16 protein-coding genes are annotated in these 17191 nt (G+C 57.6%); 2 read left to right on the top strand and 14 right to left on the bottom strand.

What is annotated here, in order from left to right:
• Nucleotides 1-186 precede the first annotated feature (186 nt).
• The 5 genes from QFI97_RS20585 to leuS are packed head-to-tail and all read right to left on the bottom strand — an operon-like array spanning nucleotide 187 to nucleotide 5732.
• Nucleotides 187-816, bottom strand: a complete 630-nt coding sequence (locus QFI97_RS20585) for an adenosylcobalamin/alpha-ribazole phosphatase (protein WP_346431887.1) — start codon at nucleotides 814-816, stop codon at nucleotides 187-189.
• Between the two features lie 54 nt (nucleotides 817-870).
• Nucleotides 871-1521, bottom strand: coding sequence for a nicotinate-nucleotide adenylyltransferase (nadD, locus tag QFI97_RS20580; protein ID WP_189339814.1), 651 nt, complete (start codon nucleotides 1519-1521; stop codon nucleotides 871-873).
• Entirely contained in the window at nucleotides 1514-2545 is a 1032-nt protein-coding gene (gene holA / locus QFI97_RS20575; protein WP_095095030.1) for a DNA polymerase III subunit delta, read from the bottom strand. The genes nadD and holA overlap by 8 nt, the downstream gene beginning before the upstream one ends.
• Complete coding sequence (lptE, locus tag QFI97_RS20570) at nucleotides 2545-3135, bottom strand: LPS assembly lipoprotein LptE (protein WP_095095033.1); 591 nt, start codon at nucleotides 3133-3135, stop codon at nucleotides 2545-2547. Before lptE ends, holA begins: the two co-directional genes overlap by 1 nt.
• A 14-nt stretch (nucleotides 3136-3149) precedes the next feature.
• Nucleotides 3150-5732, bottom strand: coding sequence for a leucine--tRNA ligase (gene leuS, locus QFI97_RS20565; RefSeq protein ID WP_346431886.1), 2583 nt, complete (start codon nucleotides 5730-5732; stop codon nucleotides 3150-3152).
• A gap of 225 nt (nucleotides 5733-5957) precedes the next feature.
• Here leuS and QFI97_RS20560 point away from each other — a divergent pair, with 225 nt between their 5' ends.
• Nucleotides 5958-6440, top strand: a complete 483-nt coding sequence (locus tag QFI97_RS20560; RefSeq protein ID WP_095097976.1) for a zinc ribbon-containing protein — start codon at nucleotides 5958-5960, stop codon at nucleotides 6438-6440.
• A gap of 55 nt (nucleotides 6441-6495) precedes the next feature.
• On the opposite strand, the gene QFI97_RS20555 is transcribed toward QFI97_RS20560, so the two are convergent.
• The 9 genes from QFI97_RS20555 to miaB all read right to left on the bottom strand — a co-directional run bounded on the left by QFI97_RS20555 (nucleotide 6496) and on the right by miaB (nucleotide 15730).
• Complete coding sequence (locus QFI97_RS20555; protein ID WP_045854468.1) at nucleotides 6496-7221, bottom strand: amino acid ABC transporter ATP-binding protein; 726 nt, start codon at nucleotides 7219-7221, stop codon at nucleotides 6496-6498.
• Nucleotides 7221-7895: a glutamate/aspartate ABC transporter permease GltK gene (gltK, locus tag QFI97_RS20550; protein ID WP_041144588.1), complete on the bottom strand. Its 675-nt coding sequence runs from the start codon at nucleotides 7893-7895 to the stop codon at nucleotides 7221-7223. Before gltK ends, QFI97_RS20555 begins: the two co-directional genes overlap by 1 nt.
• 2 nt (nucleotides 7896-7897) lie before the next feature.
• Nucleotides 7898-8638, bottom strand: coding sequence for an amino acid ABC transporter permease (locus tag QFI97_RS20545; protein ID WP_095095039.1), 741 nt, complete (start codon nucleotides 8636-8638; stop codon nucleotides 7898-7900).
• A 163-nt stretch (nucleotides 8639-8801) separates the two neighbouring features.
• Nucleotides 8802-9713: an amino acid ABC transporter substrate-binding protein gene (locus QFI97_RS20540; protein WP_095095041.1), complete on the bottom strand. Its 912-nt coding sequence runs from the start codon at nucleotides 9711-9713 to the stop codon at nucleotides 8802-8804.
• 363 nt (nucleotides 9714-10076) lie between these two features.
• Nucleotides 10077-11615, bottom strand: a complete 1539-nt coding sequence (lnt, locus tag QFI97_RS20535) for an apolipoprotein N-acyltransferase (RefSeq protein ID WP_346431885.1) — start codon at nucleotides 11613-11615, stop codon at nucleotides 10077-10079.
• A gap of 22 nt (nucleotides 11616-11637) precedes the next feature.
• Nucleotides 11638-12516 (bottom strand): CNNM family magnesium/cobalt transport protein CorC, encoded by an 879-nt coding sequence (gene corC, locus QFI97_RS20530; protein WP_095095048.1) that lies wholly within the window; start codon nucleotides 12514-12516, stop codon nucleotides 11638-11640.
• A gap of 98 nt (nucleotides 12517-12614) precedes the next feature.
• Nucleotides 12615-13082: an rRNA maturation RNase YbeY gene (ybeY, locus tag QFI97_RS20525; protein ID WP_041144593.1), complete on the bottom strand. Its 468-nt coding sequence runs from the start codon at nucleotides 13080-13082 to the stop codon at nucleotides 12615-12617.
• Nucleotides 13079-14125 (bottom strand): PhoH family protein, encoded by a 1047-nt coding sequence (locus QFI97_RS20520; protein WP_095095051.1) that lies wholly within the window; start codon nucleotides 14123-14125, stop codon nucleotides 13079-13081. The genes ybeY and QFI97_RS20520 overlap by 4 nt, the downstream gene beginning before the upstream one ends.
• A 180-nt stretch (nucleotides 14126-14305) precedes the next feature.
• On the bottom strand, nucleotides 14306-15730 hold the full coding sequence (gene miaB / locus QFI97_RS20515) for a tRNA (N6-isopentenyl adenosine(37)-C2)-methylthiotransferase MiaB (RefSeq protein ID WP_095095054.1): 1425 nt from the start codon (nucleotides 15728-15730) through the stop codon (nucleotides 14306-14308).
• A 273-nt stretch (nucleotides 15731-16003) separates the two neighbouring features.
• Between miaB and ubiF the strand changes: the two genes are divergently transcribed.
• Nucleotides 16004-17179 (top strand): 3-demethoxyubiquinol 3-hydroxylase, encoded by a 1176-nt coding sequence (ubiF, locus tag QFI97_RS20510; RefSeq protein WP_331850560.1) that lies wholly within the window; start codon nucleotides 16004-16006, stop codon nucleotides 17177-17179.
• Nucleotides 17180-17191 lie beyond the last annotated feature (12 nt).

Genomic DNA, 17191 nt, shown 5'->3' with positions numbered 1-17191 from the left:
AGTGACAATAATAAACAGCCTGGCAGTATACCTGAACTCATAAAGAAGTCGGGATAAATGTCTGCCAACGGGCGTTGGAGGCGGCTATCATCCCATCCATCGCCGTCGATTGCATCGCCATTTTTGTAAAACATCTGTATGGCGGATACCTTCAGGCTGCGGAGAATAACAGCCTGCTCTGACCTGTCAATGGTCTGGGCTGAATTCTTCTTCCGCCCGCCAGACGGCCCGGCTATTTAGTACCCGCAGCGTGGTGAAATCTGCGCGAAGATCGAGCATGCTCCACGCGCCGTGCTCGATGGGGAAATGCCACATCGCCGCCGCTGGCATCTCCAGCAGCAGGGCGGTTAACAGGCTAAGCACGCCCTGATGGCCGACGATGAGCAGATGGTCAAGATGCTGATACTGCGCCAGCTCCTCGCTAAATACCGCTACCCGGCGGGCAAAATTCTGAAAACTCTCGCCGTTGGTCGGCGCCGCGTGCTGCCAGTCCGCGCACCAGGCGGCATAGTTTTCCGCATCTTCGTGCTGCAAATCCCGATGGTGGCGCATTTCCCAGTCGCCGAAGAACATCTCATTGAGGCCAGGAATAATCTCGCGGGGGATCTCTCTGCCTTCCAGCAGCAGGCTGGCGGTGCGCTGGGTACGCTCAAGCTCGCTGCAAAGAACGCGGTCGAACGGAACCGCCTGCAGGCGTTGACCAAGCCAGCTGGCCTGGGCCTCGCCGCGTTCGGTCAGGGGGGTTGGGGCCCGTCCGCTGTACAGACCGGCGGCGTTAGCCTGGGTTTCGCCATGACGAACTAACCATAATCTCATGATCATCCTCACTGAGCCGAAAGGGGAGCGCTGGCCGGGCACCCGCGCTGAGGGTTAGCAATAAAGCTTTTGCTGATGGATGTAATCCAGGACGGCTGCCGGCAGCATATCGGCACAGGATTCGCCTTGTTCAAGCCGCTGGCGAATGAGGGTGGCTGAAATATCAAACCACGGCGTTTCCGCCAGATAGATAGCCCCGGCGGGACGGCGGTGCAGCTGCTCGACATCGTGCGTTAAATGCTTATCAAGCCACTGCTGGTCCTCCGGGCGCTGCATTACCAGCGGATAGCCCGGACGGCGGCAAACGATCAGGTGCACGTTATCAAGAATGCTGGCGTAGTTGTGCCAGGTCGGGAAGGTGAGCAAAGAGTCCTGGCCGATGATAAATGCCAGCGACGGCTTTGGCCCCTGCTCCTGGCGCCACTCCTGTAGCGTTTGCGCCGACCAGGAGGGCGTCTGGCGCTGCAGTTCGCGCTCATCCAGCACGAACAGCGGATTGTCAGCGATAGCCAGTTCGAGCATATGCTTGCGCTGGGCGCTGGTTGCCTCGGGCTGTGGACGATGCGGCGGCACGTTGTTAGGAACGATAATCACTTTTCCCAGGCCGATCTGATTTGCCAGAATCTCGACCGGTTTGAGGTGACCGTAATGCACCGGATCGAAGGTACCACCGTACATTGCCTGCAGCTGCGCCATATCAACCATCAATAAACACGTCCGCCAGCGCTTTGTGGCAGAGCAATAAGGAAAGACTCTCTAACTCGGGCCAGATGCTGGTTCCGTAATCCTGCTTGAAGGTGAGCTCTGTGCGGGTAAGCAGGGTGACGGCCTGACGCAGCTGATCGCTACCGAGGCGCGTGAGCGCGTCAGTCAACAGCGGCCGGCGGTTTTGCCACACGCGATGCTTATCGAACAGCGAGCGCAGCGGCGTATGGGCCGACTGGCGCTTCAGGTTCACCAGCAGCAGCAGCTCTCGCTGCAGCGTACGCAGCAGGATTGCGGGTTCGCTGCCTTCGAGCCGGAGCTGCTGCAGAATATGCAGCACGCGCTTGCTTTTGCCTGCCAGCAGCGCATCGACCCAGTGATACGGCGTAAAGTGGGCGGCATCGTTTACCGCCTGCTCTACGCGCGGCAGCGTGAGCTTGCCGTCTGGCCACAGCAGGGACAAACGCTCCAGCGCCTGCGACAGCGCCAGCAGGTTGCCTTCGTAGCAGTAGCACAGCAGCTGGCTGGCCGCGTCGTCAAGCTGCAGATTGTTCTGCTTTGCGCGCGCGGCGAGCCAGCGCGGCAGCTGGGCATATTCCGGCGTTTGACAGCTTACCTGCACCGCGCGGCTGGCGAGGGCGGTGATCCAGGCGGCGTTCTCCTGCGCTTTGGTCAACTTACTGCCGCGCACAATCAGCAGCAAATCGTCATGCAGCATGCCGATAAGCGTCGCCAGCTGTTCGTTAATGGCCGCATTGGGGCCATTTTCAGGCAGGATCAGGAGCAGCGTCTGACGGCTGGCGAACAGGCTCATGGCCTGACTCAGCGAGAAGAGAGCGTGCCAGTCGGTGCTGGCGTCGATCGTAGCGGTATGGTGTTCGATAAAGCCCTGAACGGCAGCGGCTTCGCGAATGGCATCCTGACTTTCCTGCAGCAGCAGAGGATCGCCACCCAGCAGTAAATAGGCCGCGCGCAGCCCTTCATTGAGCTGCGCGCGGAGCTGTTCCGGGTACAACCGAATCATCAGTTACCCAGCGTGGTGGAGACGCGATTGCCGGAGGTGGAGGAGGCTGGGGTCGTGGTGACCGGCTTCTCCTCGCCTTTGGTGGCTTCGACATCCGCAACGTGGACGCTTGGCAGCTTACGAATCAGCTGCTCTGCCGCTTTGTCGTACATTTCCTGGATTATCATATCCTGCTCGGCATCTTTCGCTAACGCCGCCTGCGGGTTATCGAAGAACGAGCGGTAGACTTTCGTCGTGATCGGATAGATATCATGGCCCGGGATCAGCACGCTGGCATGAACCGTCATCACCATCTGGTATTCCGCGGTACGCCCGTCCTGGAAAATGGAGGCCGTATCTTTCTGAATAGATGATGATTCCAGACGCAGAGAAGGAACATCCTTACGCAGCGTGCTGCCATCGATCAGTTCAACCCCGTTCAGGCGCAGCTGGTTACGCACCGAACGGCTCAGCGGGCCATTCGGATCGCCCGACTGGAAGATCATGGTTTTCATTGCGGTTGGGACCTGGGTAGTACTCCGCAGGTGCCAGCCGCATCCGGCGGTGATTAACACCGCCAGAGATAACAACAATGTTGCCAGATATCGCACGCTTCCTCCTGCGCTTAGCCAACGACCAGATTGAGCAGTTTGCCCGGAACGTAGATCACTTTACGTACGGTGACGCCGTCGAGATACTTCGCGACCAGATGTTCCTGACCCGCGCGGGCGCGGACCTGATCTTCGGTGGCATCTACCGGTACGGTAATTTTACCACGAACCTTACCATTAACCTGGACGACGACCAGAGTGGTATTTTCCACCATGGCGCTGTCGTCGGCGACCGGCCACGGCGCGCTGTCGATATCGCCTTCGCCGCCCAGCTCTCGCCATAAGGTGAAGCAAGCGTGCGGGGTGAACGGGTTGAGCATACGCACTACCGCCAGCAGCGCTTCACGCATCAGCGCGCGATCCTGCTCGCCTTCCTGCGGCGCTTTCGCCAGCTTGTTCATCAGCTCCATGATCGCCGCGATCGCGGTGTTGAAGGTCTGACGACGGCCGATATCATCGGTGACTTTAGCAATCGTTTTGTGCACATCGCGACGCAGCGCCTGCTGATCTTCGCTCAGGCTGGCAGCGTCGAGGGCGATGGCCGGACCCTGAGTGGTGTGCTCGTAAACCAGTTTCCAGACGCGCTTCAGGAAGCGGTTTGCCCCTTCAACGCCGGACTCCTGCCATTCGAGGGTCATATCCGCCGGAGAGGCGAACATCATGAACAGACGCACGGTATCCGCGCCGTAGCGTTCAACCATCACCTGCGGGTCGATGCCGTTGTTCTTCGACTTGGACATTTTGCTCATGCCGGTATACACCAGCTCGCGGCCCTGCGGATCGAAGGCTTTAACGATACGGCCTTTCTCGTCGCGCTCGACGGTGGCATCAACCGGGGAGACCCAGTTACGCTCGCCGTTTTCGCCGACGTAGTAGAACGCGTCCGCCAGAACCATCCCCTGACACAGCAGCTGCTTAGCCGGCTCGTCAGAGTTAACCATGCCCGCGTCGCGCATCAGCTTGTGGAAGAAGCGGAAGTACAGCAGGTGCATGATCGCATGTTCAATACCGCCGATATAAATATCAACCGGCAGCCAGTAGTTCGCCGCTTCCGGGTCCAGCATGCCCTGGTCGTACTGCGGGCAGGTATAGCGCGCGTAGTACCAGGAGGATTCCATAAAGGTATCAAAGGTGTCGGTTTCACGCAGCGCAGGCTGGCCGTTGACGGTGGTTTTAGCCCACTCAGGGTCGGCCTTAATCGGGCTGGTGATGCCATCCATGACCACGTCTTCCGGCAGAATAACCGGCAGCTGATCTTCCGGGGTCGGCATTACGGTGCCGTCTTCCAGGGTAACCATCGGGATCGGCGCGCCCCAGTAGCGCTGACGGGAAACGCCCCAGTCGCGCAGACGGTAGTTCACTTTACGCTCGCCAACGCCCATCGCCGCCAGCTTGTCGGCGATGGCGTTGAAGCCCGCTTCAAAGCTTAGCCCGCTGAATTCGCCGGAATTGAACAGCACGCCTTTTTCCGTCATCGCCTGCCCGGAGAGGTCAGGTTCAGAGCCGTCTGCCGCGAGGATAACCGGTTTGATGTTGAGGCCATATTTGCTGGCAAACTCATAGTCGCGCTGGTCGTGGCCTGGAACCGCCATCACCGCGCCGGTACCGTACTCCATCAGCACGAAGTTGGCCGCCCATACCGGAATAGCTTCGCCGGTCAGCGGGTGAATCGCTTTAAAGCCGGTGTCGACGCCTTTTTTCTCCATCGTCGCCATTTCAGCTTCTGCGACTTTGGTATTGCGGCATTCGTCGATAAATGCAGCCAGCGCCGGGTTATTGGCCGCCGCCTGCTGTGCCAGCGGGTGGCCCGCGGCTACGGCCAGGTAGGAGCAGCCCATAAAGGTATCAGGACGAGTCGTGTAGACGGTCAGCTTGTCGGCGTAGTCGTTGACGTTGAAGGAGATTTCTACCCCTTCAGAACGGCCGATCCAGTTGCGCTGCATGGTCTTGACGGTATCCGGCCAGTGATCCAGATTATCCAGATCTCTCAGCAGTTCGTCGGCGTAGGCGGTAATTTTGATAAACCACTGCGGGATCTCTTTACGCTCAACCTTGGTATCGCAGCGCCAGCAGCAGCCGTCGATAACCTGTTCGTTGGCGAGAACGGTCTGGTCGTTAGGGCACCAGTTCACCGCGGAGGTTTTTTTGTACACCAGGCCTTTTTTATACAGTTCAGTGAAGAACTTCTGCTCCCAGCGGTAGTATTCCGGGGTGCAGGTCGCCACTTCACGGCTCCAGTCGTAGCCGAAGCCCAGCTTTTTCAGCTGGTTTTTCATGTAGGCGATGTTGTCATAGGTCCACGGCGCCGGCGCCGTATTGTTTTTCACCGCCGCGCCTTCTGCAGGCAGGCCGAAGGCATCCCAGCCGATTGGCTGCAGGACGTTTTTGCCGAGCATACGTTGGTAGCGGGCAATCACATCGCCGATGGTGTAGTTACGCACGTGGCCCATGTGTAGTCGGCCAGAAGGATAAGGTAGCATCGACAGGCAGTAGTACTTCTCTTTGCTCTCGTCTTCAGTGACTTCAAATGTACGATTATCGTCCCAGTGAAGCTGGACTTTCGATTCTATCTCTTCCGGGCGGTATTGCTCTTGCATGGCAGCCAGTGGTCCTGTTTTCAATACAGCTACATATGTAGCCAATGGATGTGTTATCTCAGATCGGCATAGCATAGCCCAAACGCCCACGTCAAAACAGCCTTTCGCACATTAACATCGGCAAAAGCGGCGGAGAATATTTAGCGACTCTGTGGCCTGGATGGCAAAGCAGCCGGCAGATAACGTCTATTATTAGAATAAGTTAACCACACTGGAGGCGAAATGATGAACAAGGTTGCTCAATTCTACCGCGAGCTGGTGTCAACGCTCAGCGAACGGTTACGCAGTGGAGAGCGTGATATAGACGCGCTGGTGGAGCAAGCGCGGGTGAAAATCAGCCAGTCTGGTGAGTTAACGCATCGCGAAGTTGAGACGCTGACTAAGGCGGTAAGGCGCGATCTGGAAGAGTTTGCCCGCAGCTATGAAGAGAGCCAGGATGAGCTGACGGACAGCGTATTTATGCGGGTCATAAAGGAGAGCCTGTGGCAGGAGCTGGCCGATATTACGGATAAAACTCAGCTGGAGTGGCGCGAGGTGTTTCAGGACCTGAACCACCACGGCGTGTACCATAGCGGCGAGGTGGTCGGGCTGGGTAATCTGGTGTGCGAGAAGTGCCACTACCATCTGGCGGTTTACACCCCGGACGTGCTGCCGCGCTGCCCGAAGTGCGGCCACGATCAGTTCCAGCGCCGGCCGTTCGAACCTTAATATTGCGTTGAGAATTGCCGTGAACAGCGCGCACGGACCCGTGCGCGCCTGACCGTTAGTGGAGGATTTTGGCGAGGAAGTCTTTTGCGCGTTCGGACTGTGGGTTGGCGAAAAATGCTTCTTTATCGGCATCTTCGACGATCTTCCCTTCATCCATAAAGATCACCCGGTTGGCGACCTTGCGAGCGAAGCCCATTTCGTGGGTCACCACCATCATGGTCATCCCTTCGTTTGCCAGTTCGACCATGACGTCCAGCACTTCGTTGATCATCTCCGGATCCAGCGCCGAGGTCGGTTCGTCAAACAGCATGGCAATCGGATCCATGCACAGCGCGCGGGCGATGGCGACGCGCTGCTGCTGGCCGCCTGAAAGCTGCGCCGGATATTTTTCCGCATGGGCGGAAAGCCCCACGCGCTCCAGCAGCTTCAGGCCTTTGGCGCGGGAAGCGGCCTTATCGCGGTTGAGCACTTTTACCTGCGCCAGCGTCAGGTTGTCGATAATCGACAGATGCGGAAACAGCTCGAAGTGCTGGAATACCATCCCGACGCGGGAGCGCAGCTTCGCGAGGTTGGTCTTTTTATCGTTCACCTGAGTGCCGTCAACGGTTATCTCGCCCTGTTGAATCGGCTCCAGGCCGTTAACGGTTTTAATCAGCGTTGATTTTCCCGAGCCGGACGGCCCGCAAACCACTACCACTTCACCTTTTTTCACTTCCGTGGAGCAATCGGTCAGCACCTGAAAGTGACCATACCATTTTGAAACGTTTTTCAGGGTAATCATTACACAGTCCTTTTCTTCAACCAGCTGACCAACAGCGATGCGCTGAGACTAATTGCAAAATAAACGGCACCTGCGAACAGGATCATTTCGACCTGGGTTCCGTCACGCTCGCCGATAGTGGACGCGGTGCGGAAGAAATCTGCCAGGCTCAGAACATAGACCAGCGAGGTATCCTGGAACAGGACGATCCCCTGGGTTAACAGCAGCGGCACCATCGCGCGAAAGGCCTGCGGCAGGATAATCAGCTTCATCGACTGCCAGTGGGTCATCCCCAGCGCCAGCGCGGCGCTGGACTGCCCGCGGGAGATGCTCTGGATTCCCGCGCGGATAATTTCCGAATAGTACGCCGCTTCAAACATGGAGAACGCAATCATGGCCGAAATGAGCCGGATATCGGTCTTCGGCGACAGGCCAAGCACGTTCTGTAAAAAGCCGGGAACAATCAGATAAAACCACAGCAGCACCATCACCAGCGGGATGGAGCGGAATACGTTGACGTAGGTTTTGGCAAACCACGCCAGAGGTAAAAAGCTCGACAGACGCATAACCGCCAGAAGGGTGCCCCAGACAATACCGATAACGATGGCGATAACGGTAATTTTCAGGGTGATGACCAGTCCTGCCAGCAGATACGGCATGGATGGAACGATGGAACTCCAGTCAAAATCGTACATTATTATTTGCCCCCCAAATTGCCCGGCAGGCGAACTTTGCGCTCAACCACATACATAATCAGCATAATCACCGCGTTAATGAACACATAGGCGAGGGTAATTGCGGTAAACGACTCCCAGGCGTGGGCGGAGTAATCCAGCAGCTTGCCCGCCTGCGCCGCCATATCCGCCAGCCCGATGGTGGAGGCGATAGCCGAGTTTTTTACCAGGTTCATCATTTCCGACGTCATCGGCGGGACGATAACCCGATAGGCGTTGGGCAGCAGCACGTAGCGATAGGTCTGCGGCAGGGTGAGGCCCATTGCCAGCCCGGCGTTTTTCTGCCCGCGCGGCAGCGACTGGATCGCCGCCCGCACCTGCTCACACACGCGGGCGGCGGTAAACAGCCCGAGGCAGAGCATGGAGGAGATAAAGAACTGAATATTTGGGTCCAGCTCGGACTTGAACCACATGCCGATATTTTCCGGCAGCAGTTCCGGCACGACCAGGTACCAGGTAAAGAACTGCACGATCAGCGGAACGTTACGGAACAGTTCGACGTAGCAGGTGCCGATGCTGGATAACAGTCGATTAGGCGCGGTACGTAAAATACCGAAGAGCGAGCCGACGAGAAAAGCGATAACCCAGGCGGTAACCGACAGGGCGACGGTGACCTGAAAGCCGCTCCATAGCCAGCCCAGATAGGTGGTGTTGCCGAACGGGGCCTGTTGCAGGAATATCCCCCAGTTCCAGTCTATTGACATAAATGACTCCTGGAAAAAAAAGGGTAGCAGCGCTACCCTCGAAGATCCTTGTCCAGCGTACTTCGGTATTCGCGGCGGCTGGGGAACGACCAGCCACCGTATAGTCTGTCCGTGCTGTGACAACAATCGGGAGGGCAGGATGTCCTGCCCCTTGTTTTTTTAATTAGTTAAGAGCCTTGTCATTAGGTGATTTGAACAGCGCCTTCATATCTTCAGAGAGTTCGAAGTTCATATTCAGGTTCTTCGGCGGGATTGGGTTTTTGAACCACTTGTCGAACCATTTTGCCGCTTCGCCAGAGGTCTGCGCCTTGGCGACGGTGTCGTCTACCAGAGTTTTGAACTGCGGATCGTCTTTACGCAGCATACAGCCGTAGGCTTCCTGGGACTGCGGCGTGCCGATGATTTCCCAGTTGTCCGGTTTCTTGGCCTTAGCGCGTTCGCCGGCCAGCAGCGCGTCATCCATCATAAAGGCCACCGCGCGGCCGCTTTCCAGAGTACGGAAGGAGTCGCCGTGATCCTTGGCGCTGATGATGCGCATATTCATTTTTTTCTCATCGTTCAGCTTATGCAGCAGAATTTCTGAGGTTGTCCCGGAAGTGACCACGACGGCTTTATCTTTCAGGTCAGCAAAGTCTTTGATCGCGCCACCTTTTTTCGCCAGCAGGCGGGTGCCGACGACAAAAATGGTGTCAGAGAAAGCAGCCTGTTTCTGCCGCTCCAGGTTGTTGGTCGTGGAGCCACATTCGAAATCGTAGGTCCCGTTTTGCAGCAGCGGAATACGGTTCTGCGAGGTGACCGGAATCAGTTTTACCTGCAGGTCAGGTTTGTTCAGCTTCTTCTTGATAGCATCGACAATGGCGTTGGAGTAATCCTGCGAGTAGCCGACGACCTGCTGCTGGTTATCGTAGTAGGAGAACGGTACGGATGATTCGCGATGGCCAACGACGATCACGCCGTTTTTGGCAATTTTATCCAGAGTGCTCTGGCCTGTAGCCGGTGCGGCATCTTCCGCGTGCGCCAGGCCGGCGGTCATACCCATGACCAGCATAGCTGTGGCCAGTTTACGTAATTGCATATCCAACTCCTTATCCGCAGCGCCAGGGACGCCATTGATGCCCATTGTGAGTGTGTCTGTGTTTTATTATCGCTGCTGCCTTTAAGTGCAGCGTTTGTATGTGTTTGTTAGCATTTAGTTTGGCTTAATGTAAAGATTTTGCTGTTATATTGTTTATTTTTGCGAAGTGGTCCGCACCATTTAAAGGCAAAAATCGTTCATTGCACCAAAATAGCGCGCAGCAGGTTTACCTGTGGTGCAACCCGGTTGTACCAGCAGCCATAGCGGCGCGATGTAAGTATATTAAGCAATGGGCGTGCCAGATTAGGCGGGAAGAGAAAAATCCCCGGCGATGCGTCTCACCGGGGCGGGGCGGAGAAGGGCTTAGCGGCGGCGTTGACGCAGGCTCATCAGCAGCGCGCCGAAACCAAACAGCGCGGTCAGCGACCACAGCGGCCAGTTGCCGGTACGGGCGTACGGGGTCAGGCCCGTCGTCGGAGTCACCTTCGTGGTTAACACGGCGCGGGTGAACTGCGGGATCATGTCCTGAATTTCCCCCCGAGGACCAATGACGGCGGTAATGCCGTTATTGGTGCTGCGCAGCAGCGGGCGCGCCAGCTCCAGCGCCCGCATGCGCGCCATCTGGAAGTGCTGCCAGGGGCCTATCGACTTGCCAAACCAGGCGTCGTTGGAGATGGTCAGCAGGAAGTCGGTATCCGGGCGGAAATTATCGCGCACCTGCTCGCCGAGAATGATCTCGTAGCAGATGGCGGCCGTCAGCTTCAGGTTGTGCGCCACCAGCTGCGGCTGAACGTACGGGCCGCGGCTGAAGGAGGACATCGGCAGATCGAAGAACGGCGCCAGCGGACGCAGAATCGATTCCAGCGGTACAAACTCGCCAAACGGAACCAGATGGTTCTTGTTGTAGCGATCGGTAGAGCCGTAGCTGTAAGGGTTATCCTTGCCCAGCGTAATGATGGTGTTGTAGGTATCGTATCGATTCTGCTTGTTCAGCCGGGCATCGACGATGCCGGTCACCAGCGAACTGTTTTTCGACCGTAGCAGGTCATCCATCATGGTGAGGAAATTCTGCTGATTGATCTCCAGATCCGGAATGGCGGATTCGGGCCAGATAATCAGCTGGGATGAGCCCATATGCGGCTGGGTCAGATCCAGATAGGTCTTCAGCGTGTTGAACAGCTGTTTTTCATCCCACTTCAGGGCCTGAGGAATATCGCCTTGCACCAGCGACACTTCGGTCGCGCGCTCCGGCAGCAGCTGATACCACTGGATGTAGCGCAGCGGGAAGGGCAGGGCGAAGAGCACCGCGGCGACGATCAGCGGTTTCCAACTGCGCCGGACGACGGCCAGCGTCAGCAGGCCGCTGACCACCATCAGCAGGAAGTTAATCGCCTCGACGCCCACGATCGGGGCTAAGCCTTTCAGCGGGCCGTCAATCTGGCTGTAGCCAAACTGCAGCCACGGGAAGCCGGTCAGCACCCAGCCGCGCAGGAACTCGGTGATTTGCCAGACTACCGGCGCGGCGATGGCGACGCGCAGCCAGCTGGTTTTCGGCCACAGGCGGGAGAGCAGGCCGGCGAACAGCCCGGTGTACAGCGACATATACGCCGCCAGCAGCACCACGAGGAACACGTTGACCGGGCCAGGCATGCCGCCAAACTGCGCGATGCTGACGTAGACCCAGTTAATCCCCGAGCCGAACAACCCCATGCCCCAGAAGAAACCAATCCAGGTGCTCTGTAAAGGACGACGGTTAAGGGTTAAGCCCTGCAGGCCGATGAGCGAAATAATCGCCGCGGGCCAGATGTCATAAGGAGAAAAAGCCAGCGTTCCGCTGGCTCCGAATAGTAGCGCCAGCAGCAGGCGTACGCGCTGGCGTTCGAGAAGAGAGGCAAATACCATTTAGGTTAATCGTCCCGTGTGATTAGTCTTCCAGCTTCGGCTGCGGCGCGTCGTCAGGAAGTTTGACATGTACCTGGATAATACGTCGGCTATCGGCCATTGCGACCTTGAATTGGTAACCATCAATGTCGATAGACTCGCCGCGAGCCGGCAGATGGCCAAAGGCCTGCATCACCAGTCCGCCAATGGTATCAACTTCTTCATCGCTGAAGTGGGTGCCGTAGGCTTCGTTGAAGTCTTCAATGGAGGCCAGCGCGCGGACCGTCCAGGTGTGGCGGCTCAGCTGACGAAAATCGATATCTTCTTCTTCATCGTATTCGTCTTCGATCTCACCGACGATAAGTTCAAGGATGTCTTCAATGGTCACCAGACCGGAGACGCCGCCAAACTCATCGATAACGATAGCCATATGATAACGCTGGGAGCGGAACTCTTTCAGCATGCGATCGACCCGCTTGCTTTCAGGCACGACAACCGCCGGGCGTAACACTTTTTCCATGCTGAAGGCTTCGGAGTCGCTGCGCATAAACGGCAGCAGATCTTTGGCCATCAGAATCCCTTCGATGTGATCTTTGTCTTCGCTGATCACCGGGAAACGCGAGTGGGCGGATTCGATGATGACATCGAGGCACTCGTCCAGGGTCTGGTTGCGTTTCAGGGTAATCATCTGCGAGCGGGGGATCATAATATCGCGGACGCGCTGGTCGGCGATGTCCATTACCCCTTCGAGCATATCGCGCGTATCTTCGTCGATAAGATCGTTCTGCCCGGAATCACGGATCAGCGCCAGCAGTTCATCACGGTTTTTGGGTTCTCCGTGAAAGAGCTGGCTGAGTAACAGGGAGAAGAATCCCTTTTTGCTGTTTACTGTGTCACTACTGTGTGAGTTGTCGTCGCTCATGGCGTCGTGTGGGTTCTCATGTTAGTTAAATCGTCGCACGTCGCGCGTATACTCAGCGCCCGGCATAGCGGCCAGTCGCCGGCAAAGCCGGCGGCAGGTTATTCCTTCTCGGCAATGTACGGATCCTCATAGCCCAGAGCAAGCATTATCTCTGTTTCGAGGCTTTCCATCTCTTCCGCTTCTTCATCAACGATATGGTCATAGCCCAGCAGGTGCAGGCTGCCATGAATAACCATATGCGCCCAGTGCGCTTCCAGCGGTTTTTCCTGCTCTTTCGCTTCCTGCTCAACCACCTGGCGGCAGATGATCAAATCGCCGAGCAGCGGCAGCTCGATACCCGGCGGCGCTTCGAAGGGGAATGACAGGACGTTGGTCGGCTTATCCTTGCCGCGATAGGTCAGATTTAGCTCGTGGCTCTCGGCTTCGTCTACCAGGCGAACGGTAACTTCCGACTCTTCCTGGAACTGCGGGATCACGGCATCCAGCCAGCGCTGAAACTGCGCTTCATCCGGCAGCCCGCCGTTCTCTTCGCAAGCCAGCTGTAAATCGAGAATGACCTGACTCATTTCTGCTCCTGTTCCTGGGCTTCGCGTTTGCGCTCGGCGGCCAGTTCTGCTTTACGTTTTTGATCCGCTTCTTCCCACGCTTCATAGGCATTGACGATACGGGCAACCACCGGGTGGCGCACCACGTCTTCGCTATTGAAGAAGTTGAAGCTGATTTCATCGACTTCCGCCAGAACTTCGATGGCGTGGCGGAGGCCGGATTTGGTGCTGCGCGGCAGGTCAATCTGGGTGACGTCGCCGGTGATCACCGCTTTAGAATTAAAGCCGATACGGGTCAGGAACATCTTCATCTGTTCGATGGTGGTGTTCTGGCTTTCATCGAGAATGATAAAGGCGTCGTTCAGCGTACGGCCGCGCATGTAGGCCAGCGGCGCGACTTCAATCACGTTGCGCTCGATCAGTTTCTCAACTTTCTCAAAGCCCATCATTTCGAACAGCGCATCGTACAGCGGGCGCAAATAGGGGTCGACCTTCTGGCTCAGATCCCCCGGCAGGAAGCCCAGCTTCTCACCGGCCTCAACGGCGGGGCGGGTCAGCAGAATACGACGCACGTCCTGACGTTCAAGAGCATCGACCGCGGCGGCAACCGCCAGATAGGTTTTCCCGGTCCCGGCAGGGCCGACGCCGAAGGTGATATCGTGGTCGAGAATATTAGCGACGTACTGCGCCTGGTTTGGCGTACGGGGCTTGATAACGCCACGCTTGGTCTTGATATTAATGGCCTTGCCGTACTCCGGGACGCTCTCGGCGCTCTGCTCCAGCACGCGGGCCTCTTTGATGGCAAGGTGAATCTGTTCCGGCTCGATATCGTTAATCTGCCCGCGCATTGGGGCGGTATCGACGTACAGGCTGCGCAGAATATCCGCAGCCGCGTTCACGCATATTGGGCGTCCGGTCAGCTTAAAGTGATTGTCACGGCGGCTGATTTCGATGCCCAACCGGCGCTCAAGCTGTTTGATGTTGTCGTCAAACGGGCCGCACAGTCCAAGCAGGCGCGCGTTGTCCGCTGGCTCCAGGGTGATTTCACGGGTTTCTGTGTTCAAGCTGTTCCTCTTATCTGCGTTTTGCCGGGCGGTAAAAAGGTATACCCGCCTTCATGCAGGCGTTACCCCGGCGGGTAAGGAAATTATTCACGTCACGGGAATATGGCGCAAGCATTGCTATGAATATTGGGTCCGGGAGAGGAAATACAAGGCCTGCCGGAGCCGGCAGGCCTGAACGGATTAAGGCTGATAAAGCGTGACGCCCGAATCGTTTTCTTTACGGGTCCGCGCGATGACGGATTGCGGTGATTCCACAATGCGCAGCCCCATTTCCTCTTCGGTACGCACGATTTTTCCGCGCAGCGAGTTGGTGTAGACGTCGACGATCTCGACATCGACAAACTTGCCGATCATATCCGGCGTTCCTTCGAAGTTGACGACCCGGTTATTTTCGGTGCGCCCGGTGAGCTCCATAATGCTCTTGCGGGAGGTCCCTTCGACCAGAATACGCTGGGTGGTGCCGAGCATCCTGCGGCTCCAGGCCATCGCCTGCTGGTTGATGCGCTCCTGCAGAATATACAGGCGCTGTTTCTTATCTTTTTCCGGAACGTCGTCGACCATATCCGCCGCCGGCGTCCCCGGCCGCGCGGAGAAGACAAAGCTGTAGCTGACGTCGAGATTTACATCGGCAATCAGCTTCATGGTCTTTTCGAAATCGTCGTTGGTTTCGCCAGGGAAGCCGACGATAAAGTCGGAGCTGATCTGGATATTCGGCCGCGCTTCGTACAGCTTGCGAACGATGCCTTTATATTCCAGCGCCGTGTGGGTGCGCCCCATCAGGTTCAGCACGCGGTCAGAGCCGCTCTGAACCGGCAGATGCAGGAAGCTTACCAGCTCCGGGGTGTCGCGATAGACGTCGATAATGTCATCGGTAAATTCAATCGGGTGGCTGGTAGTGAAGCGAATGCGATCGATCCCGTCGATCGCCGCGACCAGACGCAGCAGATCGGCAAAGCTGCCGGTGGTGCCGTCGTAGTTTTCACCGCGCCAGGCGTTAACGTTCTGTCCGAGCAGGTTGACCTCGCGGACGCCCTGAGCCGCCAGCTGGGCAATTTCGAACAGGATATCGTCAGAAGGACGGCTGACCTCTTCGCCGCGGGTATAGGGCACCACGCAGTAGGTACAGTACTTGTTGCAGCCTTCCATAATGGAGACGAACGCCGTCGGTCCGTCGGCGCGAGGTTCCGGCAGACGGTCGAACTTTTCGATTTCCGGGAAGCTTACGTCGACCACCGGGCGGCGGTTGCCGCGCACCGAGTTAATCATTTCCGGCAGGCGATGGAGCGTCTGCGGGCCAAAAATAATGTCGACATAGTGGGCGCGCTGACGGATGAGCTTGCCTTCCTGCGAGGCGACGCAGCCGCCGACGCCGATAATCAGGTTGGGATTTTTTTCTTTCAGTAATTTCCAGCGGCCCAGCTGGTGGAAGACTTTTTCCTGGGCCTTCTCACGGATTGAGCAGGTATTGAGCAGCAGTACATCCGCTTCTTCCGCGATTTCAGTGAGCTGATACCCGTGCGTGGCATCCAGCAGATCGGCCATCTTTGATGAATCGTATTCGTTCATCTGACAGCCCCAGGTTTTAATATGGAGTTTTTTTGTCATCGACATGCTCATGCTCAATTATAGATATCCAAAATGACGGGTACAGACGCTCTATGAATTTCGAATTGCAGGCGGCAGGCCGCAAAATCGCAGCTCGCCAGGGGACCGGGCGCTGCCAGGGCACCTGCAATTTGAAAAACGACGAGTATAGCCAGGATTGCAGGGGGCATATTGTAATGCTTTGGTCGTGCCCTGACCAGTGCGAGCGTAATCGCCGCAGGGCGCCTGAAAATCCGGTAAACTGAACGGATTGAGGTTTTAAGGATAATTGCCATGACAACTCACGCAACGGATATCGCCATTATTGGCGGTGGAATGGTCGGCGGCGCCCTCGCGCTGGGGCTGGCGCAGCGCGGTTTTACGGTGACGGTGATCGAGAAGGCCGCGCCCGCGGCCTTCGATCCGGCGCTACCGCCGGACGTGCGCATTTCGGCGATCGGCTCTTCTTCAGTCGGGCTGTTGAAAAGCCTCGGCGTCTGGGAGGCGATACGCGCGATGCGCGTGCATCCCTATCGTCGTCTCGAGACCTGGGAGTGGGAAGCGGCCCACGTCTCCTTCGATGCCGCGGAGCTGGCGCTGTCTGAGCTGGGATATATGGTTGAGAATAACGTGCTGCAGCTTGCTCTGTGGCAGGCTCTGGAAGCGCATGAGCAGGTCACGCTGCGGGTTGGCGTTTCGCTGCAGGCGCTGCTGCGCGAATCTGGGCATACGCAATTGCGCCTGAGCGACGGCGGCGAGTGCGCGGCCCGGCTGGTTATCGGCGCCGACGGCGCAAACTCCGAGGTGCGTCGGCTGGCCGGTATTGGCGTACATGCGTGGCAGTACCAGCAGTCCTGCATGCTGATTAGCGTCCAGTGCGCCGACGATCCCGGCGATAGCACCTGGCAGCAGTTTACGCCGTCCGGGCCGCGCGCGTTTCTGCCGCTGTTCGATCGCTGGGCCTCGTTGGTCTGGTATGACACCCCCGCGCGAATTCGTCAGCTGCAGGGGATGAGCATGGCGCAGCTCAGGCAGGAGATCGGGCGCCACTTTCCGTCGCGCTGTGGCGATGTCACGCCGCTAAGCGCCGGCGCGTTTCCGCTGACCCGCCGCCACGCGCTGCAGTATGTGCAGCCGGGTCTGGCGCTGGTGGGCGACGCCGCGCATACCATTCATCCGCTGGCGGGGCAGGGCGTCAACCTCGGCTATCGCGACGTTGATGCGCTGCTGGATGTCTTAACGCGCGCGCGGGATCGCGGTGAGGAGTGGGACAGCCTGCCGGTGCTCAAACGCTATCAGACGCGGCGGAGAGCCGATAATTTCATTATGCAGTCGGGGATGGATCTGTTTTACGTTGGCTTCAGTAACGATCTGGCGCCGGTGCGCGCGCTGCGCAATATCGGCCTGATGGCGGCGGCGCGGGCGGGCATTTTAAAGCGTCAGGCGCTGAAGTATGCGCTGGGGCTGTAGCTAAGCGGCTCC

The organism is Klebsiella scottii, assembly GCF_036561945.1.
Lineage (GTDB): Bacteria > Pseudomonadota > Gammaproteobacteria > Enterobacterales > Enterobacteriaceae > Klebsiella > Klebsiella scottii.
This window is presented reverse-complemented; position numbering and strand designations above follow the sequence as displayed.